A 24,079-nucleotide genomic window follows, 5' to 3' on the forward strand; every position below is an offset into this window, starting at 1 on the left:
CCGACGCGATCATCTCCAGCGTGTTCTGCTGACGGCCGAGTTCAGCGCCCACAGCACTGGCCACCTCCGGATCCACCACCGAGAGCTGGTCGTTGAAGACGTCTACGGCACTCGCATTGCTGGACGGACTCATGGGACTCCTTCCGCGCTGGGAACCAGCAGAGGAGATCGACGAGCGAGCGAACGCGGCAGCACCCTGCCCTCGCCTGAGATTCAACTGACATATCAGATGACTTTCACAGCGTAAGCAGCTCGAATCGCACGGTCAAGAGGGTTCGAAATCCCGATCACCGACACCTCGCGAGCCGTCGCCGATCCCGCGCCCACCACGAGGTTTCCCCGCCGCGAACGGCTTTTCAGGCACGACCCGCCGGGCGCGTCCTCCACTCGGCGGCGTGTCGCGCGCCAGGCCTCCCCGATTTTCGACGGACCCCTTGACCCCGCACCCACCAGTGCCTACCTTGCTGTCCAGTTGATATATCAGCTGTCCTCATTTCTCCCGGCTCCAGAAGGCCGGTCTCCCCGCTTCGCCACCCGACCTCGCGTCGGCACCGACTTCCCAAGTCGATGGAGCCTCCAGCCGCGGCCGGCCGCGCCTCGCGCACCGGCTTCGGCGATCACGAGCCCCCAGCCGCTCTGCAGCCGGATCCGTTGCGGCTCAGGGCAAAAACTCCCGAACAGCGCCGTCCTCGTAGCGGTCGTCAGGCCGCCGTTAGGAGACCAGCATGGGCACGACCCCTCGCGTCGTCATCATCGGAGCCGGGATCGTCGGAGCGAACCTGGCCGACGAGCTGACCGAACGCGGCTGGAACCAGGTCACCGTCCTCGACCAGGGACCGCTGCCGCTCACCGGCGGCTCCACGTCGCACGCGCCCGGATTGGTCTTCCAGACCAACGGGTCGAAGACGATGACGGAGTTCGCCGCCTACACGGTCGACAAGCTCAAGGGGCTCGACGTCGACGGCGACTGGTGCTTCAACCAGGTCGGCGGCCTGGAGATCGCGACCACGCCGGAGCGGCTGCACGACCTGCACCGCAAGCAGGGGTGGGCCACTTCCTGGGGCGTGGCGGGGGAAGTCCTCGATCCTGAGGAGTGCGCGAAGCTGCACCCGCTGCTCGACCAGGACCGCGTCCTCGGCGGGTTCCACACCCCCGCCGACGGACTCGCCAAGTCGACCAGGGCGGTCGTCGCGCTCGCCCGCCGCGCCGAATCCCGCGGCGCCACCTTCCGAGGTTCCACCCGCGTGATCGGCATCGACCAGCACGGCGGCCGGGTCACCGGCGTGCGGACCGACCACGGCGAGATCCCCGCCGACATCGTCGTGTCCTGCGCCGGGTTCTGGGGGCGGGCCATCGGCGAGATGGTCGGCATGAAGGTCCCGCTGCTGCCGCTGGCGCACCAGTACGCGCACACCGAACCGCTGCCCGAACTCGCCGGGCGCAACGACGCCCGGATCGAGGCGCGGATGCCGATCCTGCGCCACCAGGACCAGGACCTCTACTTCCGGGAGCACAACGACCGCCTCGGCATCGGCACCTACGCCCACCGCCCGATGCCGGTGCGCCTGAGCGAACTGCCCGAGCAGGACTCCCCGACCGACGCAGCGATGCCCTCGATGCTGCCGTTTACCGAGGACGACTTCGCGGCGTCCTGGGAGCACAGCCGCCGGCTGCTGCCCGCGCTGCGCACGGCGCGGGTCGAATCCGGGTTCAACGGGATCTTCTCGTTCACCCCCGACGACGGGCCGCTGGTCGGCGAATCCCCCGACGTGGCCGGGTTCTGGATCGCCGAGGCGGTGTGGGTGACCCACTCCTCCGGCGTGGCCCGCGCGGTCGCCGAGCTGCTGGTGGACGGCCGCAGCCGGACCGAGCTGCACGGCTGCGACGTGCACCGGTTCGACGAGGTCGAGACGACCGACCACCACGTCGACGAGACCGCCCAGCGCAACTTCGTCGAGATCTACGACGTCAAGCACCCCCTGCAGCCGAAGCTGTCACCGCGCAACGTGCGGGTGAGCCCGTTCCACGCGCGGCAGCGGGAGCTCGGGGCGGTCTTCCTGGAATCCCACGGCTGGGAACGGCCGCACTGGTACGAGGCGAACGCCCCGCTGGTCAAGCGGCTCCCGATGGAGTGGCAGCCGCCGGCGCGGGACGCCTGGTCGGCGATGCACCACTCCCCGATCGCCGCGGCCGAGGCGTGGAAGACCCGCAACGCCGTCGCCCTCTACGACATGACCTCCCTCAAGCGGCTGGAGATCAGCGGGCCGGGCGCGCTGTCCTTCTTGGACCGGCTCACCACCGGCAAGATGGACAAGTCGATCGGCGCCGTCACCTACACCCTGGTGCTCGACGAGGCCGGCGGCGTGCGCAGCGACCTCACCGTCGCGCGGCTCGGCGAGCAGCTGTTCCAGGTCGGCGCCAACGGGAACCTCGACTTCGACCACTTCACCCGACGGCTCCCCGACGACCACAGCGTCCAGGTGCGCGACATCACCGGCGGCACCTGCTGCATCGGCGTGTGGGGGCCGCTGGCCCGCGACCTGGTGCAGCCGTTGAGCCACGACGACTTCTCCCACGAAGGCCTGAAGTACTTCCGCTGCGCCCAGGCGCACATCGCGGGGATCCCGGTGCTGGCGATGCGGGTGTCCTACGTCGGCGAGCTGGGCTGGGAGATCTACACCGGCGCCGAGTACGGGCAGCGGCTCTGGGACGTGCTGTTCGAAGCCGGTCGCGAGCTCGGGGTCGTGGCCGCCGGGCGGGCCGCGTTCAACAGCCTGCGGCTGGAGAAGGGCTACCGCGCCTGGGGGTCGGACATGACCACCGAGCACAACCCGTACGAAGCCGGGGTCGGGTTCGCCGTCCGGCCGCAGAAGGGCGAGTTCGTCGGGCGCGACGCGATCACCGCGATCGACGAAGACGCGGTGACGCGCAGGCTGTCGTGCCTGACGATCGACGACGGCCGCAGCGTCGTGCTCGGTCACGAACCGGTGTTCGTGGACGGGGAGCCCGCGGGCTACGTCACCTCCGCGGCGTTCTCGCACACCCTCGGCATCCCGATCGCCTACGCGTGGCTGCCCGCCACCGCCGTGGTCGGCACCCAGGTCGAGGTCCAGTACTTCGGCCGCGGGGTGCGTGCCACCGTCGCGGCCGAACCGCTGGTCGACCCGGACATGCACCGCATCCGCCGCTGACCGCGCCCGCAGACCCCGGAGGACTCCGCATGCGCACGGACACGATCGACTCCTTCTTGCACGACCTCGCCGCCAGGGTGCCCGCGCCGGGCGGCGGGGCCACCTCCGCGCTGCACGCGGCGCAAGGTGCCGCGCTGGTCGCGATGGTCGCCCGCTACAGCGACGGTGCGCGCTACGCCGCGCACGCCGCGGCCATCACCGAGATCCGGGACGCCGCCGACGAGCTGCGCGCGTCCGCGCTGGCGCTGGCCGAGCAGGACGCCGTGGCGTTCGGCTCCGTCGGCGCCGCCTACGGCCTGCCCAAGTCGAACGACGACGAGAAGGCCGCCCGCACCCGAGCCATCACCGCCGCTCTCGCGGAGGCCGGGCGGGTGCCCGCCCGCGTCATCGCCGTCGCCGCTCAGGTGCTCGACCTCGCCCAGGGGCTGCGCCCGATCGGGAACACCAACGTGATCGCCGACATCGCCGCGGCGGCCGACGCCGCGCGGGCCGCGGCCTCCACCGCGCGGGTCAACATCGAGATCAACCTCGCCGGGATCACCGACGTCGCGATCCGCGCCGAACTGGGCGAGTCGCTGGAGCGGGCCGCCGACGTCTTCCCGCGAGCCGACCAGGTCACCTCAGCCGTCCGGGAGCACATCCTGCGATGACCACCGCACAACGAGAACCCGCCACCCGAGCCCTCGACGGCACCGGCCTCGCCCGCGCGATCCGCGCCGAGGTCGCGGCCACCGCCGCCGCGCTGTCCCAGCGGGGCACCACGCCGAAGCTGGCCGTCGTCGTCGCCACCGACGACGAGACCAGCGCCTGGTACGTGCGCTCCATCGCCAAGACCGCCGCCAAGGCGAACATCGACTGCGAAGTCGTCGACCTCGGAGCCGACGGCTCCCCCGCGCAGGTCCGCGCGGCGCTGGACTCGCTCAGCGCCGCCGACTCGGTGCACGGGATCATCCTGCAGACCCCGCTGCCCGCCGGCGCGAGCTTCGAGGAGCTCGCGTCGGCCATCGCACCGGACAAGGACGTCGACGGCGCGAACCCGGTGTCGCTGGGCCGCCTCACCGCCGGCTCCCGCGCCTTCGCCCCGGCCACCGCCGCGGCGGTGCTGGAACTGCTCGACCACCACGAGATCCCGCTGGCTGGGCGCAGCTGCGTGGTGGTCGGCCGCTCCAACGTCGTGGGGAAACCCGCCGCCCAGCTGCTGCTGCGGCGGGACGCGACGGTGACGATCTGCCACCGCCACACCGCCGACCTCGCCCGGTTCACCAGCGACGCGGACGTCCTGGTGGTCGCGGTAGGGCGACCCGGCCTGATCGGCTACGCGCACGTGCGCGAACGCTCGATCGTCATCGACGTCGGCACCAATCCCACCGCCGGCGGCGGACTCGTCGGCGACGTCGACGAACCCGCCGTCACCGGCCGGGTCGCCGGGTTGACCCCCGTTCCGGGCGGCGTCGGTCCCGTCACCACGGCGCTGCTGCTCCGGCACACCGCGGCAGCGGCGGCGCGGGCTTCGACGTGACGGCGCACCGATCCGCCACCGCACCGCCGCGGGAAGGACTCCGCGCACGACCAGGTTGGGAGCGCACGTGACCCTCTCGGTCTTCGAGCTGTTCAAGGTCGGCATCGGCCCGTCCAGTTCGCACACGGTCGGCCCGATGCGGGCGGCCCACCTGTTCGTCGAGCACCTGCGCGGCTCGGGCGAGCTCCCCCGCGTCGCGGGCGTCCGCTGCGAGCTGTTCGGATCGCTCGGGGCGACCGGGCACGGCCACGGCAGCGTCGACGCCGTGGTGCTCGGGCTGGCCGGGGAGCAGCCGCACCTGGTCGATCCGGTCGCCGCCGAACCGGAAGTGCGGACGGTGCGGGAGGAGAACCGCATCAGCCTCGGCGGCGAGCAGAAGATCGCGTTCTCGGTCGTCGAGGACATCGTCCTGCACCGCACCGGGCGGCTCGACTTCCACAGCAACGGCATGGTCTTCGAGGCGTGCGACGGCGACGGCGCCCGCATCGACCGCCGCGAGTACTACTCGGTGGGCGGCGGATTCGTGCTCGACCAGGACGAGGCCGGGCGCCCGGTGCTGGCCGAGGACGAGACGCCGGTGCCCTACCCGTTCCGCACCGGGCAGGAACTGCTCGCGCACGCCTTCGGATCCGGTCTGCGGATCAGCGACATCATGCTGGCCAACGAGCTGTCCTGGCGCACCGAGCAGGAGGTCCGCGACGGGCTGCTGCACATCTGGTCGGTGATGCGGCAGTGCGTCGAGCAGGGCTCGCACACCAGCGGCACGCTGCCCGGCGGGCTCAAGGTGCGCCGCCGGGCCAACGAGCTGCGCGAACGGCTGGAGGCCACCACCGACGAGCACGACGCGCTGCACGCCATGGAGTGGGTCACCCTCTACGCCCTCGCCGTGAACGAGCAGAACGCCGCGGGCGGCCGGGTGGTGACCGCGCCGACCAACGGCGCCGCCGGCATCGTGCCCGCGGTCCTGCACTACGGCGAGCGGTTCCTGCCGTCGTTCTCCGCCGACGCCGCGGTGCGCTTCCTGCTGACCGCAGGAGCCATCGGCGTGCTGTTCAAGGAGAACGCCTCCATCTCCGGAGCGGAGGTCGGCTGCCAGGGCGAAGTCGGCTCGGCCTGCTCCATGGCCGCCGCCGGGCTCGCCGAGATCATCGGTGGCACCCCGGAGCAGGTCGAGAACGCCGCCGAGATCGGCATCGAGCACAACCTCGGCCTGACCTGCGACCCCGTCGGCGGTCTCGTGCAGATCCCCTGCATCGAGCGCAACGCGGTGGCCTCGATCAAGGCGATCACCGCGGCCCGGATGGCGGTGCGCGGCGACGGCAAGCACCACGTCTCGCTGGACAAGGCGATCAAGACCATGCGCGAGACCGGGGCGGACATGAAGGACAAGTACAAGGAGACCGCCCGCGGCGGCCTCGCGCTCAACGTCGTCGAATGCTGAAAGCCTGTCTTTGATCATGTCGTTCCAGTGAGCGGCGGTGGTGGTCGTTGTCTTGTCAGCGGCAGAGCCGCTGAGCAGTGACCAGCTTGAGCAAGATGACCACCGGCGGGTTCTCAGCGGCTTCCTCGTGAGGACAGCGATTTCGCCGTGTACGGCATACATCAGAAATCGATCCCGCAGCGAGGAAGCCGCTGAGGTTCCGCTGAGTGACCCGCTACGCAGGCCAAGATCAAAGACAGGCACTGAGGAGGATCCGTTGACCCGCTCTTTCACGCTCACCTTGAGCTGCCCCAACCGCAGCGGCATCGTGCACGCCGTCAGCTCGTACCTCTTCCAGCACGGCTGCGACATCGGCGAGCACCAGCAGTTCGACGACCCGGTGCGCGGCAGGCTGTTCCTGCGCACCCACGTCACCGCCGGGCACGACATCGACATCGATGAGATCTCGCGCGGCTTCGAACCCGTCGCCGCCGACTTCGAGATGACCTTCGCCTTCGCCGCCGATCGCAACGCGCGGATCCTGGTGATGGTCTCGAAGCTCGGGCACTGCCTCAACGACCTGATCTACCGCTGCCGCGCGGGCAGCCTCGGCGCCGACATCGTCGCGGTGGTGTCCAACCACGAGGACCTGCGCCCCATGGCCGAGAACGCGGGCCTGCCGTTCATCCACATCCCCGTCACCCGCGACACCAAGCCCGAAGCGGAGGCCCGGCTGCTGCGGGTCGTGGAGGAGCACGACGCCGAGCTCGTGGTCCTCGCCCGCTACATGCAGGTGCTGTCCGACCAGACCTGCAAGGCCTTGCACGGCAGGGCCATCAACATCCACCACTCGTTCCTGCCCGGGTTCAAGGGCGCGAAGCCCTACCACCAGGCCTACGGGCGCGGGGTGAAGCTCGTCGGGGCCACCGCGCACTACGTCACCCCGGAACTCGACGAAGGACCGATCATCGAGCAGGAGGTGATCCGCATCGACCACACCCACGACCCGAAGGCCTTGCAGACGGTCGGCCGCGATGCCGAGGCGCTGGCGCTGTCCCGCGCCGTGCGCTGGCACTGCGAACGGCGCCTGCTGCTGAACGGGCAGAGCACGGTGGTCTTCCAGTGAGCGCCCTCGAACCGCGCGCATGACGGAGATCGACGTCCCTGCCGCCGATTCCTCCTGCCGCCCTTGACATCCGGCTTCCGGCGCGCTGCTATGTGTAGCGCATCGCGCATCGGGTTGCGTCGTGCGCAACTCCCTTGATCCTGCTCACCTGCTCCCCTCCGGGGAGCCACGGCCCCACCTCGCCGAGCGCTCGTCCGGAGCGCCTTGACGCGAATCCGTCCTCTCGAGCAAGGAGCACTTCCATGACGACCGGTGAGCTCTCCGCATCCGTTGAGGAGCAAGGACTCCCCGCGAGCCTGCGGGAAACACTCGCGGGCCACTACTACACCGATCCCGAGATCTTCCGCGCGGAACAGGACTCGATCTTCGAGGCGGGCTGGTTCTGCTCCGTGCTCAGCGCCGACCTGGCCCGTCCCGGCCAGTACGAGACCGTGCAGATCGGCCGGGAGAGCGTCATCGTCGTCCGAGGGCGCGACGGCGGCGTCAACGCCCACCTCAACGTGTGCCGGCACCGCGGGGCCCGGTTGTGCACCGAGGAGCAGGGCGAGGTGCGGCGGTCGTTCCAATGTCCGTACCACGCCTGGACGTACGCGCTGGACGGCAAGCTGATCGCCGCGCCGAACCTCACCGCGATGCCCGACATCGACCGAGCCGAGTACGGACTGCACCGGGTGCACGTCCGCGAGTGGCTCGGCTACGTCTGGCTGTGCCTGGCCGAGGACCCGCCGTCGTTCGAGGACACCGTCGTCAACGACGTCACCAACCGCCTGGGCACACCGGACGCGATCGTCGGCTACCAGGTCGCCGACCTCAAGCTCGGCAGGCGCATCGAGTACGACGTGAAGGCGAACTGGAAGCAGATCGTCGAGAACTTCATGGAGTGCTACCACTGCGCGACGATCCACCCGGAGCTGACCGAGGTGCTGCCGGAGTTCGCCGACGGACTCGCCGCCCAGTACTTCGTGGGCCACGGCGCGGAATTCGGCGAGAACATCCAGGGCTTCACCGTCGACGGCTCCGAGGGCGTCGAACGGCTCCCCGGCGTCAACGAGGAGCAGGACCGGCGCTACTACGCCATCACCGTCCGGCCGCAGGTCTTCATCAACCTGGTGCCCGACCACGTGGTCTTCCACCGCATGTTCCCGGTCGCCGTGGATCGGACCATCGTGCGGTGCGACTGGCTGTACCTGCCGGAGGTCGTCGACTCGGACGTCGACATCGAGCGCTCGGTGGAGCTGTTCCACCGGGTCAACAAGCAGGACTTCGACGCCTGCGAGCGCTGCCAGCTGGCGATGGACTCTCGGTCCTACAAGAGCGGTGGCGTGCTGGTCCCCAGCGAGCACCACATCGAGGAGTTCCACGACTGGGTGCGCGCCCGCGTCGGATGACCCCTGGCACCGGCCCCGTGCGGACGTGTCCGCACGGGGCCCTCGTGCTGCGCCGAAAAGGCGCCCGCACCGCAGGAACCCGTCCCGGTACGGGAGAATCACGTCGTACGTCCTACCGGCCCGCGCTCCAACGTCCCGTCAGCGGCGAAGCCAACGTGCCGCGACCACCGGAGCACGACGACCCCCGGCGGGTTCTCAGTGGCTTCCCCGCGAGGACAGCAAACGCGCGCATGGCGCAAGCCGCTCGAATAATCGATCCCGCAGCGAGGGAGTCGCTGAGGTTCCGCCACCCGACCACCGCGCAAGCCATCCGGGAAGGCGCGTCACTGGCGGGGTTGCTCCAAGGGGACGCCCTCGTCGGACAGCGGCGGGGCGGGGAGCTCGGCGCTGGAGGTCAGCGGGGCTGCGCCGTCGAGGGGGCGTCCGGCCTGCTCCTTCAGGAAGTGGGTGCTGATGACGCCGATGACGCCCGCGCCGACCAGGTAGAAACCCGGCCAGTCGAGGTTGCCGGTGGCCGTCACCGCCGCCTCGATGATCGTCGGCGCGGTCCCGGCGAACAGCGAGACCGCCAGGTTGAAGATCACGGCCAGGCTGCTGTAGCGGATCATCGTCGGGAACAGCGCGGGCAGCGTCGAGGGCGACACCGCGGCGAAGCACACCAACGACATCCCCATGATCAGGAGCCCGGCGACCTGGCCGGCCAGCCCTTCGCGGAGCAGCCACACGGCCGGCAGCCCGAAGAAGATCAGTGACAGGCTTCCCGCCATGAGAACGGGTTTTCGCCCGATTCGGTCGCTGAGCCGGCCGACGGACACGATCACGCACAGCATCAGGACCATGACGGCGACCTGCAGGGTGGCCGCCACCGCCTGGCTGCTCCCACCCGCGCCGTTGCGCGGGAGCGTCGCGGCCAGGTAGGTGGGAACGTAGTTCGTCATCACGTAGTTGGTCACGTTCCACGCGACGATCACACCGGTCGCGACCAGCGCGGCGGAGCGGTAGTGCACCACGACGATCTGCAGCGCGCGCCGCGCGGACATCGTGCTCAGCGCCGGAGAACGCTCCATCAGCTGCCGGAACGCCGGGGTGTCCTCCAGCCGCATCCGCAGGTAGATGCCCGTCAGGCCCAGCGGCAGCGCGAGCATGAACGGCAGCCGCCAGCCCCACGACAGCAGGTCGCCCTCCGGCACGGCGGCGATCACCGCGGCGCACACCCCGGCGCCCAGCGCGTATCCGGCCAGGGTGCTGAATTCCAGCCAGCTGCCGAAGAATCCGCGCCGCCGGTCCGGGGCGTACTCGGCGATGAGGGTGAGGGCACCCGTGTACTCGCCGCCGACGGCGAACCCCTGCAGCATCCGGACGAGCAGCACCAGCAGCGGAGCGGTGAGGCCGATCGTGCCGTGGCTCGGGACCAACCCGAGCAGCACCGTCGCGACCGCCATCAGCAGCATCGTCGCCGAGAGCACCTTCGTGCGGCCGATCCGGTCCCCGAGCCGCCCGAACACGAACCCGCCGAGCGGGCGCATCAGGAACGCGGCGGCGAACGCGGCGAGCGTGTACGCGGTCGCCCACTGGCCGCCGTCGGGGAACAGGACCCGGTCCAGCACGGCGGCGGCCAGGTAGGAGTAGATGCCGAAGTCGTACCACACGGCGACGTTCCCGACGGAAGTCGCCGCGACCGCCCGGTGGACGGTGCGTTCCTCTTGCACGACAGGAGGAGTCAGGCCCCGCCTGCGACGTCTCGGTTGCTCGGTCATGAGGTCTCCCCAGGTGCGAACTGCGGCGCTCCGCGACAGTGTCGCAACCTCAGCAGCCCCATCACCCTGATCGCGGGGATCGACGGTTGATATATCTGTGCACGATAAGACAGCGGTCGGGCTGGGTCAACGCCCCGATCGGCTAGTCGATCCGACGCTCCGGACACGGCCCGCCGGGGACGAAACCCGTGCGCTACAAGCAGATCCCCGCTCCGGTAACGCGAGCGACCCGCTCGACGACGCTCCATCGAGAGCATCCGGCCGAGCGCGATCCCGCGAGCGGCCCAGCCGGCACCGGCCCTCGGGGTCGTTGCGCGGAGCGCAACCGGGCGCTCGGATTCGCCGCCGAAATTCCATCGTTGACGACCAAGGGGGCGAGCCGCATTCTGTCTGTTGCGAATTGCACTACGGGTTCCGCCATCTGCAACAGGAGGCAACATGATCTTCGTAGGTGAGCTCGCCGACCTCCCTCCCGGGGAGTCGGCCCGCGTCCAGGGCGAGGCACCCATCGCGGTGTTCAACGTGGACGGTGAACTGTTCGCGATCGACGACACCTGCACGCACCAGGACGCGTCCCTCTCCGACGGCTGGCTGGAGGGCTGCGCGGTCGAATGCCCCTTGCACGCGGCCTGTTTCGACCTGCGCACGGGCCGCCCCAGCGGGCCTCCCGCGAAGAAACCCGTTCGCACCCACCAGGTGTCCGTCGACGACGGCCTGATCTACGTCCTCGAGTCGACGCGGGTCGACGCGGCAGCGGAAGGGGTGAGTTGATTTGCGGGACATCACGATCGTCGGGGCGTCGCTGGCCGGCCTGACGACCGCCCGCTCCTTGCGGGAGCAGGGTTTCGACGGGCGGATCGTCGTGATCGGCGACGAGGAGCACGCGCCCTACGACCGCCCGCCCCTGTCCAAGGAGTTCCTGGCGGGCACCTCCTCCGAGGACGACATCGGCCTGACCGAGCCGGAGGACTCCGGGCTGGGCATCGAGTGGCGGCTGGGCAGCAGGGCCGAAGCCCTCGACACCGGTGAGCGCGCGGTGCTGCTCGACGACGGGGAGCGCATCACCGCCGACGGTGTCGTGCTGGCCACCGGGGCGCGGGCGCGCACCCTGCCGGACTCGGTGCCCGAAGGCGTGCACACCCTCCGCACGCTCGACGACGCCCGCGCGCTGCGCAAGGAACTCGTGCCCGGGGCGCGGCTGATCGTCATCGGAGCCGGGTTCATCGGAGCCGAGATCGCCTCGACCGCGGTCGGGCTCGGCTGCGAAGTGGACATCGTCGAAGCGGCGGCCGTTCCCCTGCAACGAGCGCTGGGCACCGACATGGGCGCGGTGTGCGGCCGGCTGCACGCCCGCAACGGCGTCCGGATGCACCTGCGGGCCGGTCTGGCCGAACTGGTCGGCGAGCTCCGCGTGACGGCCGTCCGGCTCGAAGACGGGCGCGAGCTGCCCGCCGACGTGGTGGTGGTCGGCATCGGCGCCCAGCCGAACGTGGAATGGCTGGCGGACTCGGGAATCCCGTTGCACAACGGCGTTCTCACCGACGAACGGGGCCTGACCGACGTCCCCGGCGTCGCGGCCGTCGGCGACTGCGCCAACTCGCACCGGTCCTACACCGCGGAATCCATGCGGCTGGAGCACTGGACGAACGCGCTGCAGCAACCCGCGGCGGCCGTCGCGGCGCTGCTGGGCCGGGAGCACGCCGCACCCGCCCACCACGCGGTCCCCTACTTCTGGTCCGACCAGTACGGCCACCAGATCCAGTTCGCGGGGCACCGCACGGCGGACTGCTCGATCCAGGTGGAAGAAGGAGATCTCGACTCCGGCGACTTCCTGGCGCTCTACGTCGACGGCGCGGGCGCTCCGGTCGGAGTGCTCGGCATCGACCGCCCCCGCGCGTTCGGCCGATGGCGCCGACGCCTCGCGGGCAGACTCTGACCGCTCACCGACGCGACGCGCTCCCCAGGCAGCACCGCCGTCCGCACCGGGCTCCGCGCGGACCCGGTCGGAGTCCTGCACGAGCCGGCACGCCGTCGGACGACATCACCCACGCGTTCCGGCGCTGCGACACGGGCTCGGACGGGAACGCGACCCAGGTCTCGTTCCCGCTCGCCTACCCCGGTCGCTCCGGCGGGTGTCAGACCACCGCCCGGATCGCCTTCTCGAAACCCAGCACGTGCTCGCGGGCGAGCCGCTCGGACTCGGCGGAGTCGCGCGCGCCGATCGCCCGCAGCAGCGCGGTGTGCTCACCGACGTGGCTGTCGAAGTTCACCATCCGGTCCAGGAACAGGCAGAAGATCCGAGTCGCCAGGTTGTCGTAGCGCACCAGGGTGTCCTCCAGGTGCGGATTCCCCGCCGCCCTGTAGATGGCGCGGTGCACGTGCAGGTCCCAGCGCATCAACTCGTCCCGGCTGAGCGAGCGCACGTCGACCCGGTCCAGGGCATCGGCCAGCTCGGCCACCTCGCCCAGCTTCGCCGCGTCCGCGGATTCGGCGGCCCGCCGAGCCGCCAGCGGTTCCAACTGCGCCCGCAGCTCGGAGATGTAGGCGAGGTCGGTGATGTCGACGGCCGTGGCGAAGGTGCCCCGCCGCGGGTAGGACACCACGAGCCGGTCGATCTCCAGCCGCTTGAGCGCCTCGCGCACCGGAGTCCGGCCGATGTCCAGCGATCCGGCGAGGGCCACGTCGTCGATCGCGGTCATGGGCGGGATGTCGAGCATGATCAGTCGGTCCCGGATGGCCGCGTACGCCTTGTCGGCCATCGAGGTGTACACCGGTTCACCGCTGGTCACAGCGCCCATCCCGTCCTCGGCGTCGTCGACGGGCAGCAGCTTCCGAAGGTGCCGAGATGACTTGACATATCAGCAGTGTATCTGTTGGCGCTCCACCGATGCCTGGTCGTGGTGGCCCGCGTCACCGGTTCGGCCGGTCTCGGGGACGCCGTCGGAGCAACCGGGCCGGAACCGCCGTCGCCTTTCCGGTCGAGCGCGGAGGAAGAGCGCTGGTCCGCTGCGCCTTTCGGGCCGGGTGGGGAATTTCCGCCGATCTCGCCCCGGATCCTCGGTTCAGCCAGGCGTCCGATTCCTCCGCACTCCGCGGTTTCCCGCTCCGAGACCGCGCCGTGCGAGCGCCTCCCGGCCTGGCGCTGCGCCCTCCCCTGCCGGGCTCGTCCACCACGAGTCGGCCCGCTCGCGGAACAGTTCCGGGGCGAGTCCTCCAGCGCCTTCGGGGATCGCGCCGGTGATCGGGACTCCGGTGACGCGGGGCAGCTCGGTGCGGTTGCAGCGCTCGGCCAGCCCGAGCTCCGCCGGGACCGAGCCGAGCACCAGGCCGTCCGGTTCCAGTCCGCGCGAGCGCAGCGCGTCCACGGTCAGCTCGGTGTGGTTGAGGGTGCCGAGACCGATCCTCGCCACGACGTGCACCCGCACCGGGTGGTCCGCGGCCAGGTCCGCGGCGAGGTCCCGGATCGTGCCGCCCGCGGTGTCGAGGCGGACCCGGACGCCGCCCGCTCCCTCCACGATCACGGTGCCGCGAGTCCCGGCCAGGTCGCGGATCCTGGCCGCGTGCTCACCGACGGTCGGGATCGCCTCGCCGCGCAGCCGGGCCGCCGTGTCCGGCGCGAGCGGATCCGCGAGCCGGGTGAACTCGGCGACCTCGCATCCGGCCAGCCGCCGCACGACGGAGATGTCCGGTTCGTCGGGGCCGACGCCGGTCTGCGCCGGTTTCACGACGATCGTCCCCGGCCCGGATCGGACGGCGAGCGCCGCGGTGGTCACGGTCTTGCCGACACCGGTGTCGGTGCCGACGACGAAGACGATCACGATCGTTCCCGGTGGTCGTCTACAACGTGGGACAGCACGTCGACGGCGACGGCCCAGCGGTCCTCGCCGACCCCGGCTCGGGCGGTGATCCGGAGCCGGGAGATGCCGTCCGGCACCGAGGGCGGCCGGAAGCAGCCGACCCGGACACCCGCCGCCAGCGCCGCGGCCTGGGCGGCGACGGCGACCTGCGGGGACGGCATCGGCGCCGAGAGCACCGCGCCCGCCGAACGCGGCACGCCGAGCCGCTCGGCGAGTTCACCGCCGCGCCGGTGGATCACCGAGGGCAGCTCCGGCCGCCACCGCAATCGGCGCAGCGCGTCCAGCGCACCGGCGGTGGGAGCCGGTGCGAGGCCGGTGTCGAAGATGAACGGGCGGGCGCGGTTGGTGAGGTGGTCGATCAACGCCGCGGAGCCCAGCACCGCGCCGCCCATCGCGCCGAGCGACTTCGACAGCGTCGCGGTGACCACGACCTGCGGGTGCCGCGCCAAGCCGTGAGCGTGCACCGATCCCCGGCCGCAGTCCCCGACGACGCCGATCCCGTGGGCTTCGTCGACGAGCAGCAGCGCGTCGTGCTCGGCGCACGCCGCGGCCAGCTCCGGGAGCGGCGCGGCATCGCCGAGCACCGAGAAGATCGACTCGGTGAGCACGATCGCGCGCCGGTCCCCCGCTGCCGCCAGCGCGGCACGCACGGCCGACACGTCGTTGTGCGGGACGACCTCGATCGCCGCGCGGGACAGCCGCGCGGCGTCGATCAGCGAGGCGTGCGCGTGCGCGTCGGAGACGACCAGCGACCGCTTGTCGGCCAGCGCGGTCACCGCGGACAGGTTCGCGTGGTATCCGGTGGAGAACACCAGCGCGGCCTCGCGGCCGGTGAACTCGGCGAGCTCGCGCTCCAGCTCGGCGTGCAGCTCGGTGGTGCCCGTGACCAGCCGGGAGGCCCCGGCGCCCGCGCCCCACAGGAGGGCGGCATCGGCCGCGGCACGCCGCACTCCGGGGTGCGCGCCGAGGCCGAGGTAGTCGTTGCCCGCGAGGTCGATGACCGCCTCGGTCGCCGGCCTCGGCCGCAGCGCGCGCTGCACTCCGGCGTGCTCGCGCGCGGAGCGCTGCGCGGCGAACCAGTCGTCCCAGCCGCTCATCCGGCCTCCGCCGCAGCTGCGATCCCGCCGCACACGGCGGCGATGTCCTCGTCGGTGCACACGTACGGCGGCATGGTGTAGATCAGGTCGCGGAACGGCCGCAACCACACGCCGTGCGCCAACGCGGCTTCGGTCGCCGCGGCCACGTCGATCTCGTGGTCGAGCTGGACGACGCCGACCGCGCCGAGCACGCGCACGTCGGCGGCCGGAATCCCGTGCAGCGCCTGCAAACCCGCGTTGATCCGGCGCACGTCGGCCGCCCAGTCGCCGTTCACCAGCAGGTCCAGGCTGGCCGTGGCGACCGCGCAGGCCAGCGGGTTGCCCATGAACGTGGGGCCGTGCATGAGCACCCCGGACTCCGAGGCGGACAGCCCGCGCGCCACCTCCGCCGTGCACAACGTGGCCGCCAGCGACAGGTAGCCGCCGGTGAGCGCCTTGCCGACGCACAGGACGTCCGGCCGCACCGGCCCCGCGTCCCCGGCGAACAGGGTGCCGGTGCGGCCGAAGCCGGTCGCGATCTCGTCGAAGACGAGCACCAGGCCGTGCTCGTCGGCGACCTCGCGGAAGACCGCCAGGCAGTGCGCGGAGTAGGGCCGCATCCCGCCCGCTCCCTGCAGCAGCGGCTCCACGATCAGCCCGGCGAGCCGGTCGGCGTGCTCGGCCGCGAGCGCGCGGAACCCTTCCGCCCAGGCGGCGACGTCGGCGTCGTGGCGCGGCGGACGTGCGCCGAACACCTGCTCCGGCAGCGCACCGGACCACATCGCGTGCATGCCGCCGTCGGGATCGCACACGCTCATGCAGTCGAACGTGTCGCCGTGGTAGCCGCCGCGCACCGTGAGGAACCGGGTCCGCCCCGGCCGACGGGCACCGCGCTGGTACTGCAGCGCCATCTTCATCGCCACTTCGACGCTCACCGATCCGGAGTCGGCGAGGAAGACGCGGTCGAGCCCGTCGGGCGTGAGGTCGACCAGGCGGCGGGCCAGTTCGACGGCCGGTTCGTGGGTGAGCCCGCCGAACATCACGTGCGACATCCGCTCGACCTGACCGCGCACCGCCTCGTCCAGCGCGGGATGCCGGTAGCCGTGGACCGCCGACCACCACGACGCCATCCCGTCCACGACCTCACCGATGCCGTCGATGCTGATCCGGCTGCCGCGGGCGCCGGTGACCAGGCGGGTCGGCGCCGGGTCGGTCATCGACGTGTACGGGTGCCACAGGTGCGCGCGGTCGAACGCGAGCTGCTCGTCGGGAGTCATCGGTCAGGCGTTGGGCAGCAGGTCGGTTCCGGCGCCGCGGCGGCGGATCACCGGTCCCGCGGCTCGCTGGGCGAGGTCCTGCTCGGAGCCGAGCACGACGAAACCGTTGTCCCGGATCATCTCCAGGTCGGCTTCGGCGGCCTGGCCCTCCGAAGTCAGGTAGTCGCCGAGGAAGATCGAGTTGGCCACGTGCAGCGCGATCGGCTGCAACGACCGCAGGTGGACCTCGCGACCACCGGCGATCCGGACCTCCTTGTCCGGGCAGACGAATCGCGCCATCGCCAGGATCAGCAGGCACCGCGCCGGGGTGAGCTCCCAGGTGTTCTCGAACGGGGTGCCGTCGAACGGCAGCAGGAAGTTCACCGGGATCGAGTCCGCCCCCAGCTCCCGCAGCGCGAACAGCGCCTCGACAAGCTGCTCGTCGGACTCCCCCAGCCCGGCGATCAGCCCGGAGCACGGGGACAGCCCCGCGTCCTTGGCCTTGCGCACGGTGTCCACCCGGTCCGCGTAGGTGTGGGTCTGGACGATGTTGTGGTGGTGGCTCTCGGCGGTGTTGATGTTGTGGTTGTACGCGTCCACCCCGGCGGCCTTGAGGCGTTCCGCCTGATCGTCCTTGAGCAGCCCCAGGCAGGCGCAGATCTCGACGTCCGGGTGCTGCCGCTTGAGCGCACCGGCCATCTCCGCGACCTTGTCGATGTCCCGGGTGGACGGTCCGCGGCCGGAGGCGACCATGCACACCCGGCTCGCGCCGCCTTCCAGCCCGGCACCGGCCTGCGCGAGCGCGGCGTCCTGGGACAGCCACGAGTACTTGAGGATCGGGGCCGCGGAGCCGATGGCCTGCGAGCAGTAGTTGCAGTTCTCCTGGCACAGCCCCGATTTGAGGTCCACCAGGTAGTTCACCTTCACCGCGTTGCCGAAGTGCGCGCGGCGCAGCCGACCGGCGGCGGCCACCACGGACATCAGCTCGTCGTCGGGGGCCCGCAGCACGGCGAGCGCGTCCTCGGTGGTCGCCGGGCTCCCGGCGAGGACGTCGTCGGCGAGCTGGTCGAAGGTGGTGGTCATCGCTTCTCCCCGGGGTCGGCTGACGCGGCGACCTGAACAGCGTTCAGGTGAACAGCGTTCAGGTTAAACTGGGAGGACGGATCGGTCAACGGGAAGGATTCGCGTGCGCTACCACCGCGCCGACATCGTCGATCGCGCCCTCGCGGTGCTCGACGAGTACGGGCTGGAATCGCTGACGATGCGCAGGCTCGCGGCCGAGCTCGGCGTGCAACCCAGCGCGCTCTACCACCACGTGCCGAACAAGCAGACGCTGCTGGCCGCGATCGCCGACGAGATCTTGCGCCGCGGCCGACGACCGCACCGGGCCACGGAGTGGGACGGGCGCGTCGTCGAGCTCTGCGGGCAACTGCGGGACGCGATGCTCGCGTACCGCGACGGCGCCGAGGTCGTCGCCACGGCGCACACCTTCGGCCTCGGCCGGGACGACACCGCCGGCAGGCTCCGCGACGCGCTGCGCGACGGCGGCCTGCCCGCGGACCTGGTGGACCTGGCCACCCGCACCTTCCTGCACCTCGTGTTCGGGCACGCCACCGAGGAGCAGACCGCGCTGCAGGCCGCGAGCGCCGGTGCGATCGATCGCGACCCCGGCGGCCCCGACGACTTCGAACGAAGCCTGGAACTCGTCCTCGACGGACTTCGGGCCAGGACTCTTCCTTGACCTGAGCACGGCGCGGACGGCGGAACCTCAGCGGATTCCGCACTGCGGGACCGAGTTCGCGAGCGGCTCCGCCACGCGCGACATCGCCGCCCTCACGAGGAAACCGCCGCGGGTCGACCTGCCCTGGTGGCCGCCGCTCAGCGGCTTCGCCGCCGGCAAGACCGCGCGCCACGAGAGGTTCAGTCGTCGAGGGTGATCCTGGCGTCTTCCGCTACCGCCACCAGGAGGACCTTCGTGTCACCGGTGAGCAGTTGCCAGCTGTGGCGGATTCCGCCGGAGCAGTAGAGGGCGTCGCCTTCGGCGAGGTCGTGCTCCGCCGCGCCCGCCACCACTCGGGCCGCGCCGCGGACCACGCCTCTACGCCGCCGCCGAACCCGTGGACCCCGCGCTCGTGCCCGGCGGAGTACCGGACACCGAGGCCGACGGCGTGCTCTACGCCGACGTGCTCCGGGAGGTCGGCCCCGACGGCGAGCTGCTGTGGGAGTGGCGGGCGATCGAGCACCTGCCGCCCGAGGACTACCCGCTGCAGCCGCACTACTGGCGGGAGCACTGGCCGCTGGTCAACAGCGTCTCCGAGCTCGCCGACGGCAACATCGTCGCGAGCCTGCGCAGCGTCTCCGCGGTGATCGTGATCGAGCGGGCGACCGGGAACGTGCTGTGGCGCTTGGGTTCCGACGTGGTCGCCCAGCAGCACTGCGTGTCCGAACTGGAGGACGGCAAGCTGCTGATCTTCGACAACGGCACCTTCCGCGCCAGGGAGAGCGTGACGTTCTCGCGGGTCGTCGAGGTCGACCGCGCGACGTCCGAGATCACCTGGGAGTACCACGACTCCACCCGCGAAGCGTTCTTCACGCCGTTCATGGGCAGCGCGCAGCGGCTGGGCAACGGCAACACGATGATCACCGAGTCCGCCTTCGGCCGGATCTTCGAGATCACCCCGGACGGCCGGGTGTGCTGGGAGTTCGTCGTGCCGCAATTCTCGCGCTACCACGAGCCCGAAGCGGCTCGGGTGTTCCCGAGCGAGTCGAACGCACTGTTCCGGGCCTACCGGTACTCGGCGGCGGAACTGCCGTGGCTGCGGTGAGCCCCTCGGGCGAAGCGGTGCCGCTCAAGACGCTCGCGCCGCTGGCCGTGCAGCACCTGCTGGTGATGATCACCGGGCCGATCTCGTCGGTGTTCCTCGTCGCGCACGCGCTGGACCTCGACGCGGATTCCTCCGCGCGGTTGCTCGCGGCGTTCTTCCTGGTCTCGGCGATCGGCACGGCCTTCCAGTCGACCGGTTTCCTGCGGGTGGGCGCGCGGTTGCCGTTCGTGATGCTGCCTGGTGGCGCCGTCGTCGTGCTGTTCATCCAGATCGCGCAGCGCACCGACGCGCGCACGGCGAGCGGGGCCGTGGTGCTCACCGGGCTCGCCTGCTTCGCGCTCGCCCCCGTGTTCCTGCGGATCGTGCGGTTCTTCCCACCGCTCGTGCTCGGCGTCATGGTGATCGTGATCGGTGTGAACCTGCTGCGCATCACCGCCCAGCTCGTGGCCGGGCCTGCGGGCTCGGCGGAGCCCTCGTCGCTGTGGCTGATGGCGGCGACGATCGTGCTGACGGTGGTGCTGTTCCGCTTCCTGCGCGGCGGCTGGCGCCGGGTCGCGGTGCTGCTGGGCATGGTCGGCGGCATGCTGCTCGGGTTCGCGACGGGCCAGCTCGGCGAGATCACCGGCGGCCCGGTCTTCGCGTGGCCGCAGCCGTTCCCGTTCGGCGTGCCGCACTTCGACCTGCTGGCGACCGTGCCGATGCTGCTGTTCGCGATCGGCGCGATGGCCGAGGCGACGGGCCAGACCGTGCTCAACGCGGAAGCCGTGGGCACCCCCGTCGACCGCAAGCGCCACATCGGCGGCACGATCCGCGGCGATGCCGTCGCTTCGCTGCTGAGCGGCGCGTTCGGCGGTCCGGTGATGGTGACCAGCGGCGAGAACGTCGGCATCGTGCGCATCACGCGGGTGCGCAGCCGCTACGTCACGCTCGGCACGGCCGTGCTCCTGGCGGTGATCGCATTCCTCGCGCCGGTGGCCCGGCTGATCAACGCCGTGCCCGCCGCCGTCGTCTGCGGCACCGGGCTGGTGGTGTTCGGCATGATCACCGGGCTGGGCGTGAAGATGCTGCGCGAGGTCGACTTCGGCCAGGACGGCAACCTGATGGTCGCCACGGCGGCGCTGGTCGCCGGGCTGCTGCCCGTCGTCGCACCGGACCTGTACCAGGCCCTACCGCCATCGCCGGGTCTCATCCTCGGCAGCGGCGTGACCATGGCCGCGCTCGTCGGAGTCCTCGGCAACCTGCTGTTCTCCGCACGCGCGCCAGAGTGATCGAGCCGGACCAGATCGGTCCACGATGGACCGTTCTGATCCGCGCCAGGGTGCCGCTTCGGGGGCGTTCAGCCGGAGGCCGGCTCCCCGTGCGGGCTCCATCCGCCGTGCTCGACGCGGCCCAGTTGCTGGTCGGCGAAGTGCATGCCGAATCCGAGGGTGCCTTCGCCGCTGAGGCGTTCGACCAGCCGCCGCCGGGAGCGCTCCGCCGCGGAACGGTTGGCGTCGAACAGGACCTCCCAGTCGGGGTGGCGGACCTGCGCGGGCGAGTGCAGCGCGTCACCGAAGGCCACGACCTCGCGGCCGTCGCCGGTGTCCAGCACCCACGCGGTGTGGCCGGGAGTGTGGCCGGGCAGCGCCCACGCCCGGACGCCCGGGACGACCTCCGCCCCGTCGTCGACGGTGACCACGCGGTCGGCACCACCGGCGAGTGCCGGATCGCCGCCGGGCTCGACCTCCGCCCACTCGCCGCGGCCCACCAGCCAGCGCGCCGCCGGGAACAGCCCGCGACCGTCGTCGGTGGCGTCCGGCCTGGCCCAGCCGGTGTGGTCGGGGTGGAGGTGGGTGAACGCGACGACGTCGACGTCGGCCGGGACCACCCCGAGGTTCGCCAGCGCGCCGGGCAGATCTTGCACGTGCTCGAAGTGGTCCGCGAAGTCCGGCACCTCGTCCGCGGGGATGCGCCCGTGCCCGGCGTCGATGAGCAGCCGCGTCGAGCCGCGCTCCACGAGCAGCGCCCCGCAGCCCATGGTGAGCAGGCCGTCCCCGGTCCGGTGCTCCCGCTCGTCGTGCCAGTCGTGCTCACCGGTGGACGGGTACACCTTGGGCGGGATCATGTGCAGGCCCGCGTCGGGGATGTGGGTCAGGGTGAGTTCGCCGAGGGTGGCTCGCCACCGGCCGGGAACCCGGCGGGCGGGGTGATCGTCCGAATCGGCGTGCTCGGCTGCGGGACGGGTCATGGCGTCGTCTCCGATGCGGTCGGTGCGGGTGGGACTGCGGTCGCGGACGGCCGCTGCTCGGGTCGATGTCGACGACCGGCGCCGGGCCACCTCTCCGGGTGCCGCGCCGCTCGATGACCACGCGGTGCGCGAGCCGGGTACGCCCGTGCTCCCGGCCTCGGCACGAGGTCGAGCCCACCGTAACCACCCGCCGGGCCTCGCCCCCTCCGATCGCCCTCGGACGCACCGAATTCGGCCCGTTCGGTTCAGCTCCGAACCGGCCGCCCGACGGAGCGGACGTTCGACCGCGGCGAGAACTCGCCGCCGCTCGGGTGCGGGACTCGACGCGAGCTATACAGGTCGGCGGGTGCGCCGAGGCACCGCGTCCGACGACGGGAGTGCTCATGGTCCGCCGTTCGCTGCTCGCCGTCGTCGCCGCCGCGCTGCTGGCCGGGTCGGCCCCGGCCGTCGCCGCGCCGCACCCCGACGCCGGTCCCGGCACGCGGCTGATCGACCGGGACGCGAAGCTCGACGGGTTCGTCGATCCCGCCTGGTACCGGGCGAACATCCCGTTCGTGGACCTGCCCGGCGCCGAGATCGAGGACACCTACTACTACCGCTGGCGGACCTTCAAGGAGGCGTTGAAGTACACCGGCCCCGAGGACGGCTGGATCGTCTCGGAGTTCCTCGGGCCGGTCGGCTACTCCGCGCCCGGCGGCGGGATCTCGGCCGCGGCGGGCCACCACCTCTACGAGGGTCGCTGGCTGCGCGACACCCGCTACCTGGACGACTACCTCGACTACTGGCTGACCGGCAGCGGCGCGGGCCCGAAACCGGCGACGGAACCGCTGAACCCGAACACGACCGATTGGGCTCATCAGTACTCGTTCTGGGTGTCCGACGCGGTCGTCGCCCGCGCGTCGGTCGACGGGCGCTGGGACCGCGCGACCGCGGCGCTGCCGGAGCTCGTCGAGCAGTGGGAGGGCTGGGATTCGCAGTTCGACCCGGAACTCGGCCTCTACTGGCAGACACCGGTGTGGGACGCGATGGAGCACACCGCGAGCTCGTACCAGAGCGACGACCCGTACCACGGCGGCGAAGGGTTCCGGCCGACGATCAACGCCTACCAGTACGGCGACGCCAGGGCGATCGCGAACCTGCTGCGCCGTACCGGCGACCTCGACGGCGCCGCGGAATTCGAGACCCGGGCGGCCCACCTGAAGTCCAATGTGGACGAGCACTTGCGGGACGGCGACTTCTACAAGCACGTCATGCGCGACGGCAACCCGGCGCGCGAACCGATCGCCGACCGCGAGCAGATCGGCTTCGTGCCCTGGTACTTCGGCATGGCACCGCCCGAAGCCGATTCGGCGTGGTCCCAGCTCACCGACCCGCAGGGCTTCGCGGCGCCGCACGGCCCGACCACGGTGGAACGCCGCAGCCCCTGGTACCTGCACGAGGCCGAGGAGGGCTGCTGCCGCTGGTCCGGGCCGAGCTGGCCCTACGCGACCTCCCAGACGCTGACCGCGCTGGCGAACCGGCTCCACGACCGCCCGGAGCAGCCCCACGTCGACCGGCAGGACTACTACGACCTGCTGCGCGGCTACGCCTCGACGCAGCGCAAGGACGGCCGCCCCTACGTCGCGGAGGCGCACCACCCCGACGAGGACCGCTGGCTCTACGACGCGCGCGGCCACAGCGAGGACTACAACCACTCGACGTTCACCGACCTCGTGCTCTCCGGCCTGCTCGGCATCCGGCCGCAGCAGGACGACACCGCGCGGATCGCCCCGCTCGTCCCGGCCGGCTGGGACCACTTCGCGGTCGAGGACGTGCCTTACCGCGGGCACGACCTGAGCGTGTCGTGGGATCGCGACGGGTCGCACTACGGGCAAGGCTCGGGGCTGAGGATCTCGCTGGACGGCGGCGAGATCCACCGGCAGGACGACCTGGGCCCGGTGACCGTTCCCGTGACCGGGGCCGCGAGCGAACCGCCCCGCATGGTCGACGACCTGGTCAACGCGGACGGAACCGGATTCCCCGAAGCGACCGCGTCCTACAGCGGGGAGGCCGACGATCCGGGTGAGGCGATCGACGGCCAGGACTTCCACCTGGACGTGCCCGGCACCCGGTGGACGAACCACGGCAGCCCGAACCACACCGACCACCTGCAGGTCGACCTGGCCGAGCCGATCGACGTCTCGGACGTGCGGATCTCCTTCTACGACGACGGAAAGGGCGTCCGCACCCCGGACTCGTACCGGCTCCAACACCGCCGGGACGGCGAGTGGGTGGACCTGCCGACGAGCCCACCCCGCCCCGGCGAACCCGGCAGGGTCGTCGTGGACCCGCCGGTGCGCACCGACGCGCTGCGCGTCACGCCGCTGCGCGAGGACGGCGGAGCCGTCGGCATCACCGCGTTCCAGTCCTGGCGCCCGGCGGAGTGATCGGGCTGCGG

The 24,079-nt window shown here is 71.5% G+C and carries 20 protein-coding genes and 1 pseudogene; 12 read left to right on the forward strand and 9 right to left on the reverse strand.

What is annotated here, in order from left to right; translation table 11 throughout:
• Positions 1-133, reverse strand: a pseudogene (locus tag OOZ19_RS26465) (serine hydroxymethyltransferase); the annotation flags it as partial.
• A 592-nt stretch (positions 134-725) separates the two neighbouring features.
• Between OOZ19_RS26465 and OOZ19_RS26470 the strand changes: the two are divergent.
• From OOZ19_RS26470 to OOZ19_RS26495, 6 genes are all read left to right on the forward strand, one after another.
• A complete protein-coding gene (locus OOZ19_RS26470) occupies positions 726-3,191 on the forward strand; it encodes a GcvT family protein (protein WP_266092875.1) in 2,466 nt (821 codons plus the stop codon).
• Positions 3,192-3,220: 29 nt separating this feature from the next.
• Positions 3,221-3,841, forward strand: a complete 621-nt coding sequence (locus OOZ19_RS26475) for a cyclodeaminase/cyclohydrolase family protein (protein ID WP_266092876.1) — start codon at positions 3,221-3,223, stop codon at positions 3,839-3,841.
• Entirely contained in the window at positions 3,838-4,710 is an 873-nt protein-coding gene (locus tag OOZ19_RS26480) for a bifunctional 5,10-methylenetetrahydrofolate dehydrogenase/5,10-methenyltetrahydrofolate cyclohydrolase (protein WP_266092877.1), read from the forward strand. Before OOZ19_RS26475 ends, OOZ19_RS26480 begins: the two co-directional genes overlap by 4 nt.
• A 67-nt stretch (positions 4,711-4,777) precedes the next feature.
• Positions 4,778-6,151 (forward strand): L-serine ammonia-lyase, encoded by a 1,374-nt coding sequence (locus tag OOZ19_RS26485; RefSeq protein WP_266092878.1) that lies wholly within the window; start codon positions 4,778-4,780, stop codon positions 6,149-6,151.
• 256 nt (positions 6,152-6,407) lie between these two features.
• Positions 6,408-7,256, forward strand: coding sequence for a formyltetrahydrofolate deformylase (purU, locus tag OOZ19_RS26490; protein WP_266092879.1), 849 nt, complete (start codon positions 6,408-6,410; stop codon positions 7,254-7,256).
• A gap of 242 nt (positions 7,257-7,498) precedes the next feature.
• Positions 7,499-8,644 carry an aromatic ring-hydroxylating oxygenase subunit alpha gene (locus tag OOZ19_RS26495; RefSeq protein WP_266092880.1) on the forward strand — a complete coding sequence of 382 codons (1,146 nt, stop codon included), beginning with the start codon at positions 7,499-7,501 and terminating at the stop codon, positions 8,642-8,644.
• A gap of 323 nt (positions 8,645-8,967) precedes the next feature.
• Here OOZ19_RS26495 and OOZ19_RS26500 read toward each other — a convergent pair whose 3' ends face one another.
• Positions 8,968-10,401 carry an MFS transporter gene (locus OOZ19_RS26500; RefSeq protein WP_266092881.1) on the reverse strand — a complete coding sequence of 478 codons (1,434 nt, stop codon included), beginning with the start codon at positions 10,399-10,401 and terminating at the stop codon, positions 8,968-8,970.
• Between the two features lie 438 nt (positions 10,402-10,839).
• On the opposite strand from OOZ19_RS26500, the gene OOZ19_RS26505 reads away from it, so the two are divergent.
• Together OOZ19_RS26505 and OOZ19_RS26510 are read left to right on the forward strand one after the other, a co-directional pair.
• Positions 10,840-11,172 carry a bifunctional 3-phenylpropionate/cinnamic acid dioxygenase ferredoxin subunit gene (locus OOZ19_RS26505; RefSeq protein WP_266092882.1) on the forward strand — a complete coding sequence of 111 codons (333 nt, stop codon included), beginning with the start codon at positions 10,840-10,842 and terminating at the stop codon, positions 11,170-11,172.
• Between the two features lies 1 nt (position 11,173).
• On the forward strand, positions 11,174-12,337 hold the full coding sequence (locus OOZ19_RS26510) for an NAD(P)/FAD-dependent oxidoreductase (protein ID WP_266092883.1): 1,164 nt from the start codon (positions 11,174-11,176) through the stop codon (positions 12,335-12,337).
• A gap of 199 nt (positions 12,338-12,536) precedes the next feature.
• On the opposite strand, the gene OOZ19_RS26515 is transcribed toward OOZ19_RS26510, so the two are convergent.
• The 5 genes from OOZ19_RS26515 to bioB all read right to left on the reverse strand — a co-directional run bounded on the left by OOZ19_RS26515 (position 12,537) and on the right by bioB (position 17,673).
• Positions 12,537-13,199 (reverse strand): GntR family transcriptional regulator, encoded by a 663-nt coding sequence (locus tag OOZ19_RS26515; protein ID WP_266092884.1) that lies wholly within the window; start codon positions 13,197-13,199, stop codon positions 12,537-12,539.
• Positions 13,200-13,463: 264 nt separating this feature from the next.
• Entirely contained in the window at positions 13,464-14,219 is a 756-nt protein-coding gene (gene bioD / locus OOZ19_RS26520) for a dethiobiotin synthase (protein WP_266092885.1), read from the reverse strand.
• On the reverse strand, positions 14,216-15,355 hold the full coding sequence (locus tag OOZ19_RS26525) for an 8-amino-7-oxononanoate synthase (RefSeq protein WP_266092886.1): 1,140 nt from the start codon (positions 15,353-15,355) through the stop codon (positions 14,216-14,218). Before OOZ19_RS26525 ends, bioD begins: the two co-directional genes overlap by 4 nt.
• A complete protein-coding gene (locus tag OOZ19_RS26530; protein WP_266092887.1) occupies positions 15,352-16,611 on the reverse strand; it encodes an adenosylmethionine--8-amino-7-oxononanoate transaminase in 1,260 nt (419 codons plus the stop codon). The genes OOZ19_RS26525 and OOZ19_RS26530 overlap by 4 nt, the downstream gene beginning before the upstream one ends.
• A 3-nt stretch (positions 16,612-16,614) precedes the next feature.
• Positions 16,615-17,673, reverse strand: coding sequence for a biotin synthase BioB (gene bioB, locus OOZ19_RS26535; RefSeq protein WP_266092888.1), 1,059 nt, complete (start codon positions 17,671-17,673; stop codon positions 16,615-16,617).
• Between the two features lie 103 nt (positions 17,674-17,776).
• Between bioB and OOZ19_RS26540 the strand changes: the two genes are divergently transcribed.
• Positions 17,777-18,331 carry a TetR/AcrR family transcriptional regulator C-terminal domain-containing protein gene (locus OOZ19_RS26540; protein WP_266092889.1) on the forward strand — a complete coding sequence of 185 codons (555 nt, stop codon included), beginning with the start codon at positions 17,777-17,779 and terminating at the stop codon, positions 18,329-18,331.
• Between the two features lie 179 nt (positions 18,332-18,510).
• Here OOZ19_RS26540 and OOZ19_RS26545 read toward each other — a convergent pair whose 3' ends face one another.
• Entirely contained in the window at positions 18,511-18,684 is a 174-nt protein-coding gene (locus tag OOZ19_RS26545) for a hypothetical protein (protein ID WP_266092890.1), read from the reverse strand.
• A 23-nt stretch (positions 18,685-18,707) separates the two neighbouring features.
• On the opposite strand from OOZ19_RS26545, the gene OOZ19_RS26550 reads away from it, so the two are divergent.
• Together OOZ19_RS26550 and OOZ19_RS26555 are read left to right on the forward strand one after the other, a co-directional pair.
• Complete coding sequence (locus OOZ19_RS26550; RefSeq protein ID WP_266092891.1) at positions 18,708-19,415, forward strand: aryl-sulfate sulfotransferase; 708 nt, start codon at positions 18,708-18,710, stop codon at positions 19,413-19,415.
• A complete protein-coding gene (locus OOZ19_RS26555; protein WP_266092892.1) occupies positions 19,403-20,683 on the forward strand; it encodes a uracil-xanthine permease family protein in 1,281 nt (426 codons plus the stop codon). The genes OOZ19_RS26550 and OOZ19_RS26555 overlap by 13 nt, the downstream gene beginning before the upstream one ends.
• Before the next feature lie 68 nt (positions 20,684-20,751).
• Here the strand turns inward: OOZ19_RS26555 and OOZ19_RS26560 are convergent, their stop codons facing one another.
• Positions 20,752-21,642, reverse strand: coding sequence for an MBL fold metallo-hydrolase (locus OOZ19_RS26560; protein ID WP_266092893.1), 891 nt, complete (start codon positions 21,640-21,642; stop codon positions 20,752-20,754).
• Between the two features lie 383 nt (positions 21,643-22,025).
• Here OOZ19_RS26560 and OOZ19_RS26565 point away from each other — a divergent pair, with 383 nt between their 5' ends.
• The gene (locus tag OOZ19_RS26565) at positions 22,026-24,068 is read left to right on the forward strand and encodes a discoidin domain-containing protein (RefSeq protein ID WP_266092894.1); all 2,043 of its coding nucleotides are present in this window, start codon (positions 22,026-22,028) and stop codon (positions 24,066-24,068) included.
• Positions 24,069-24,079 lie beyond the last annotated feature (11 nt).

Source organism: Saccharopolyspora sp. NFXS83, assembly GCF_026241095.1.
In the GTDB taxonomy this organism is placed as follows: domain Bacteria; phylum Actinomycetota; class Actinomycetes; order Mycobacteriales; family Pseudonocardiaceae; genus Saccharopolyspora_C.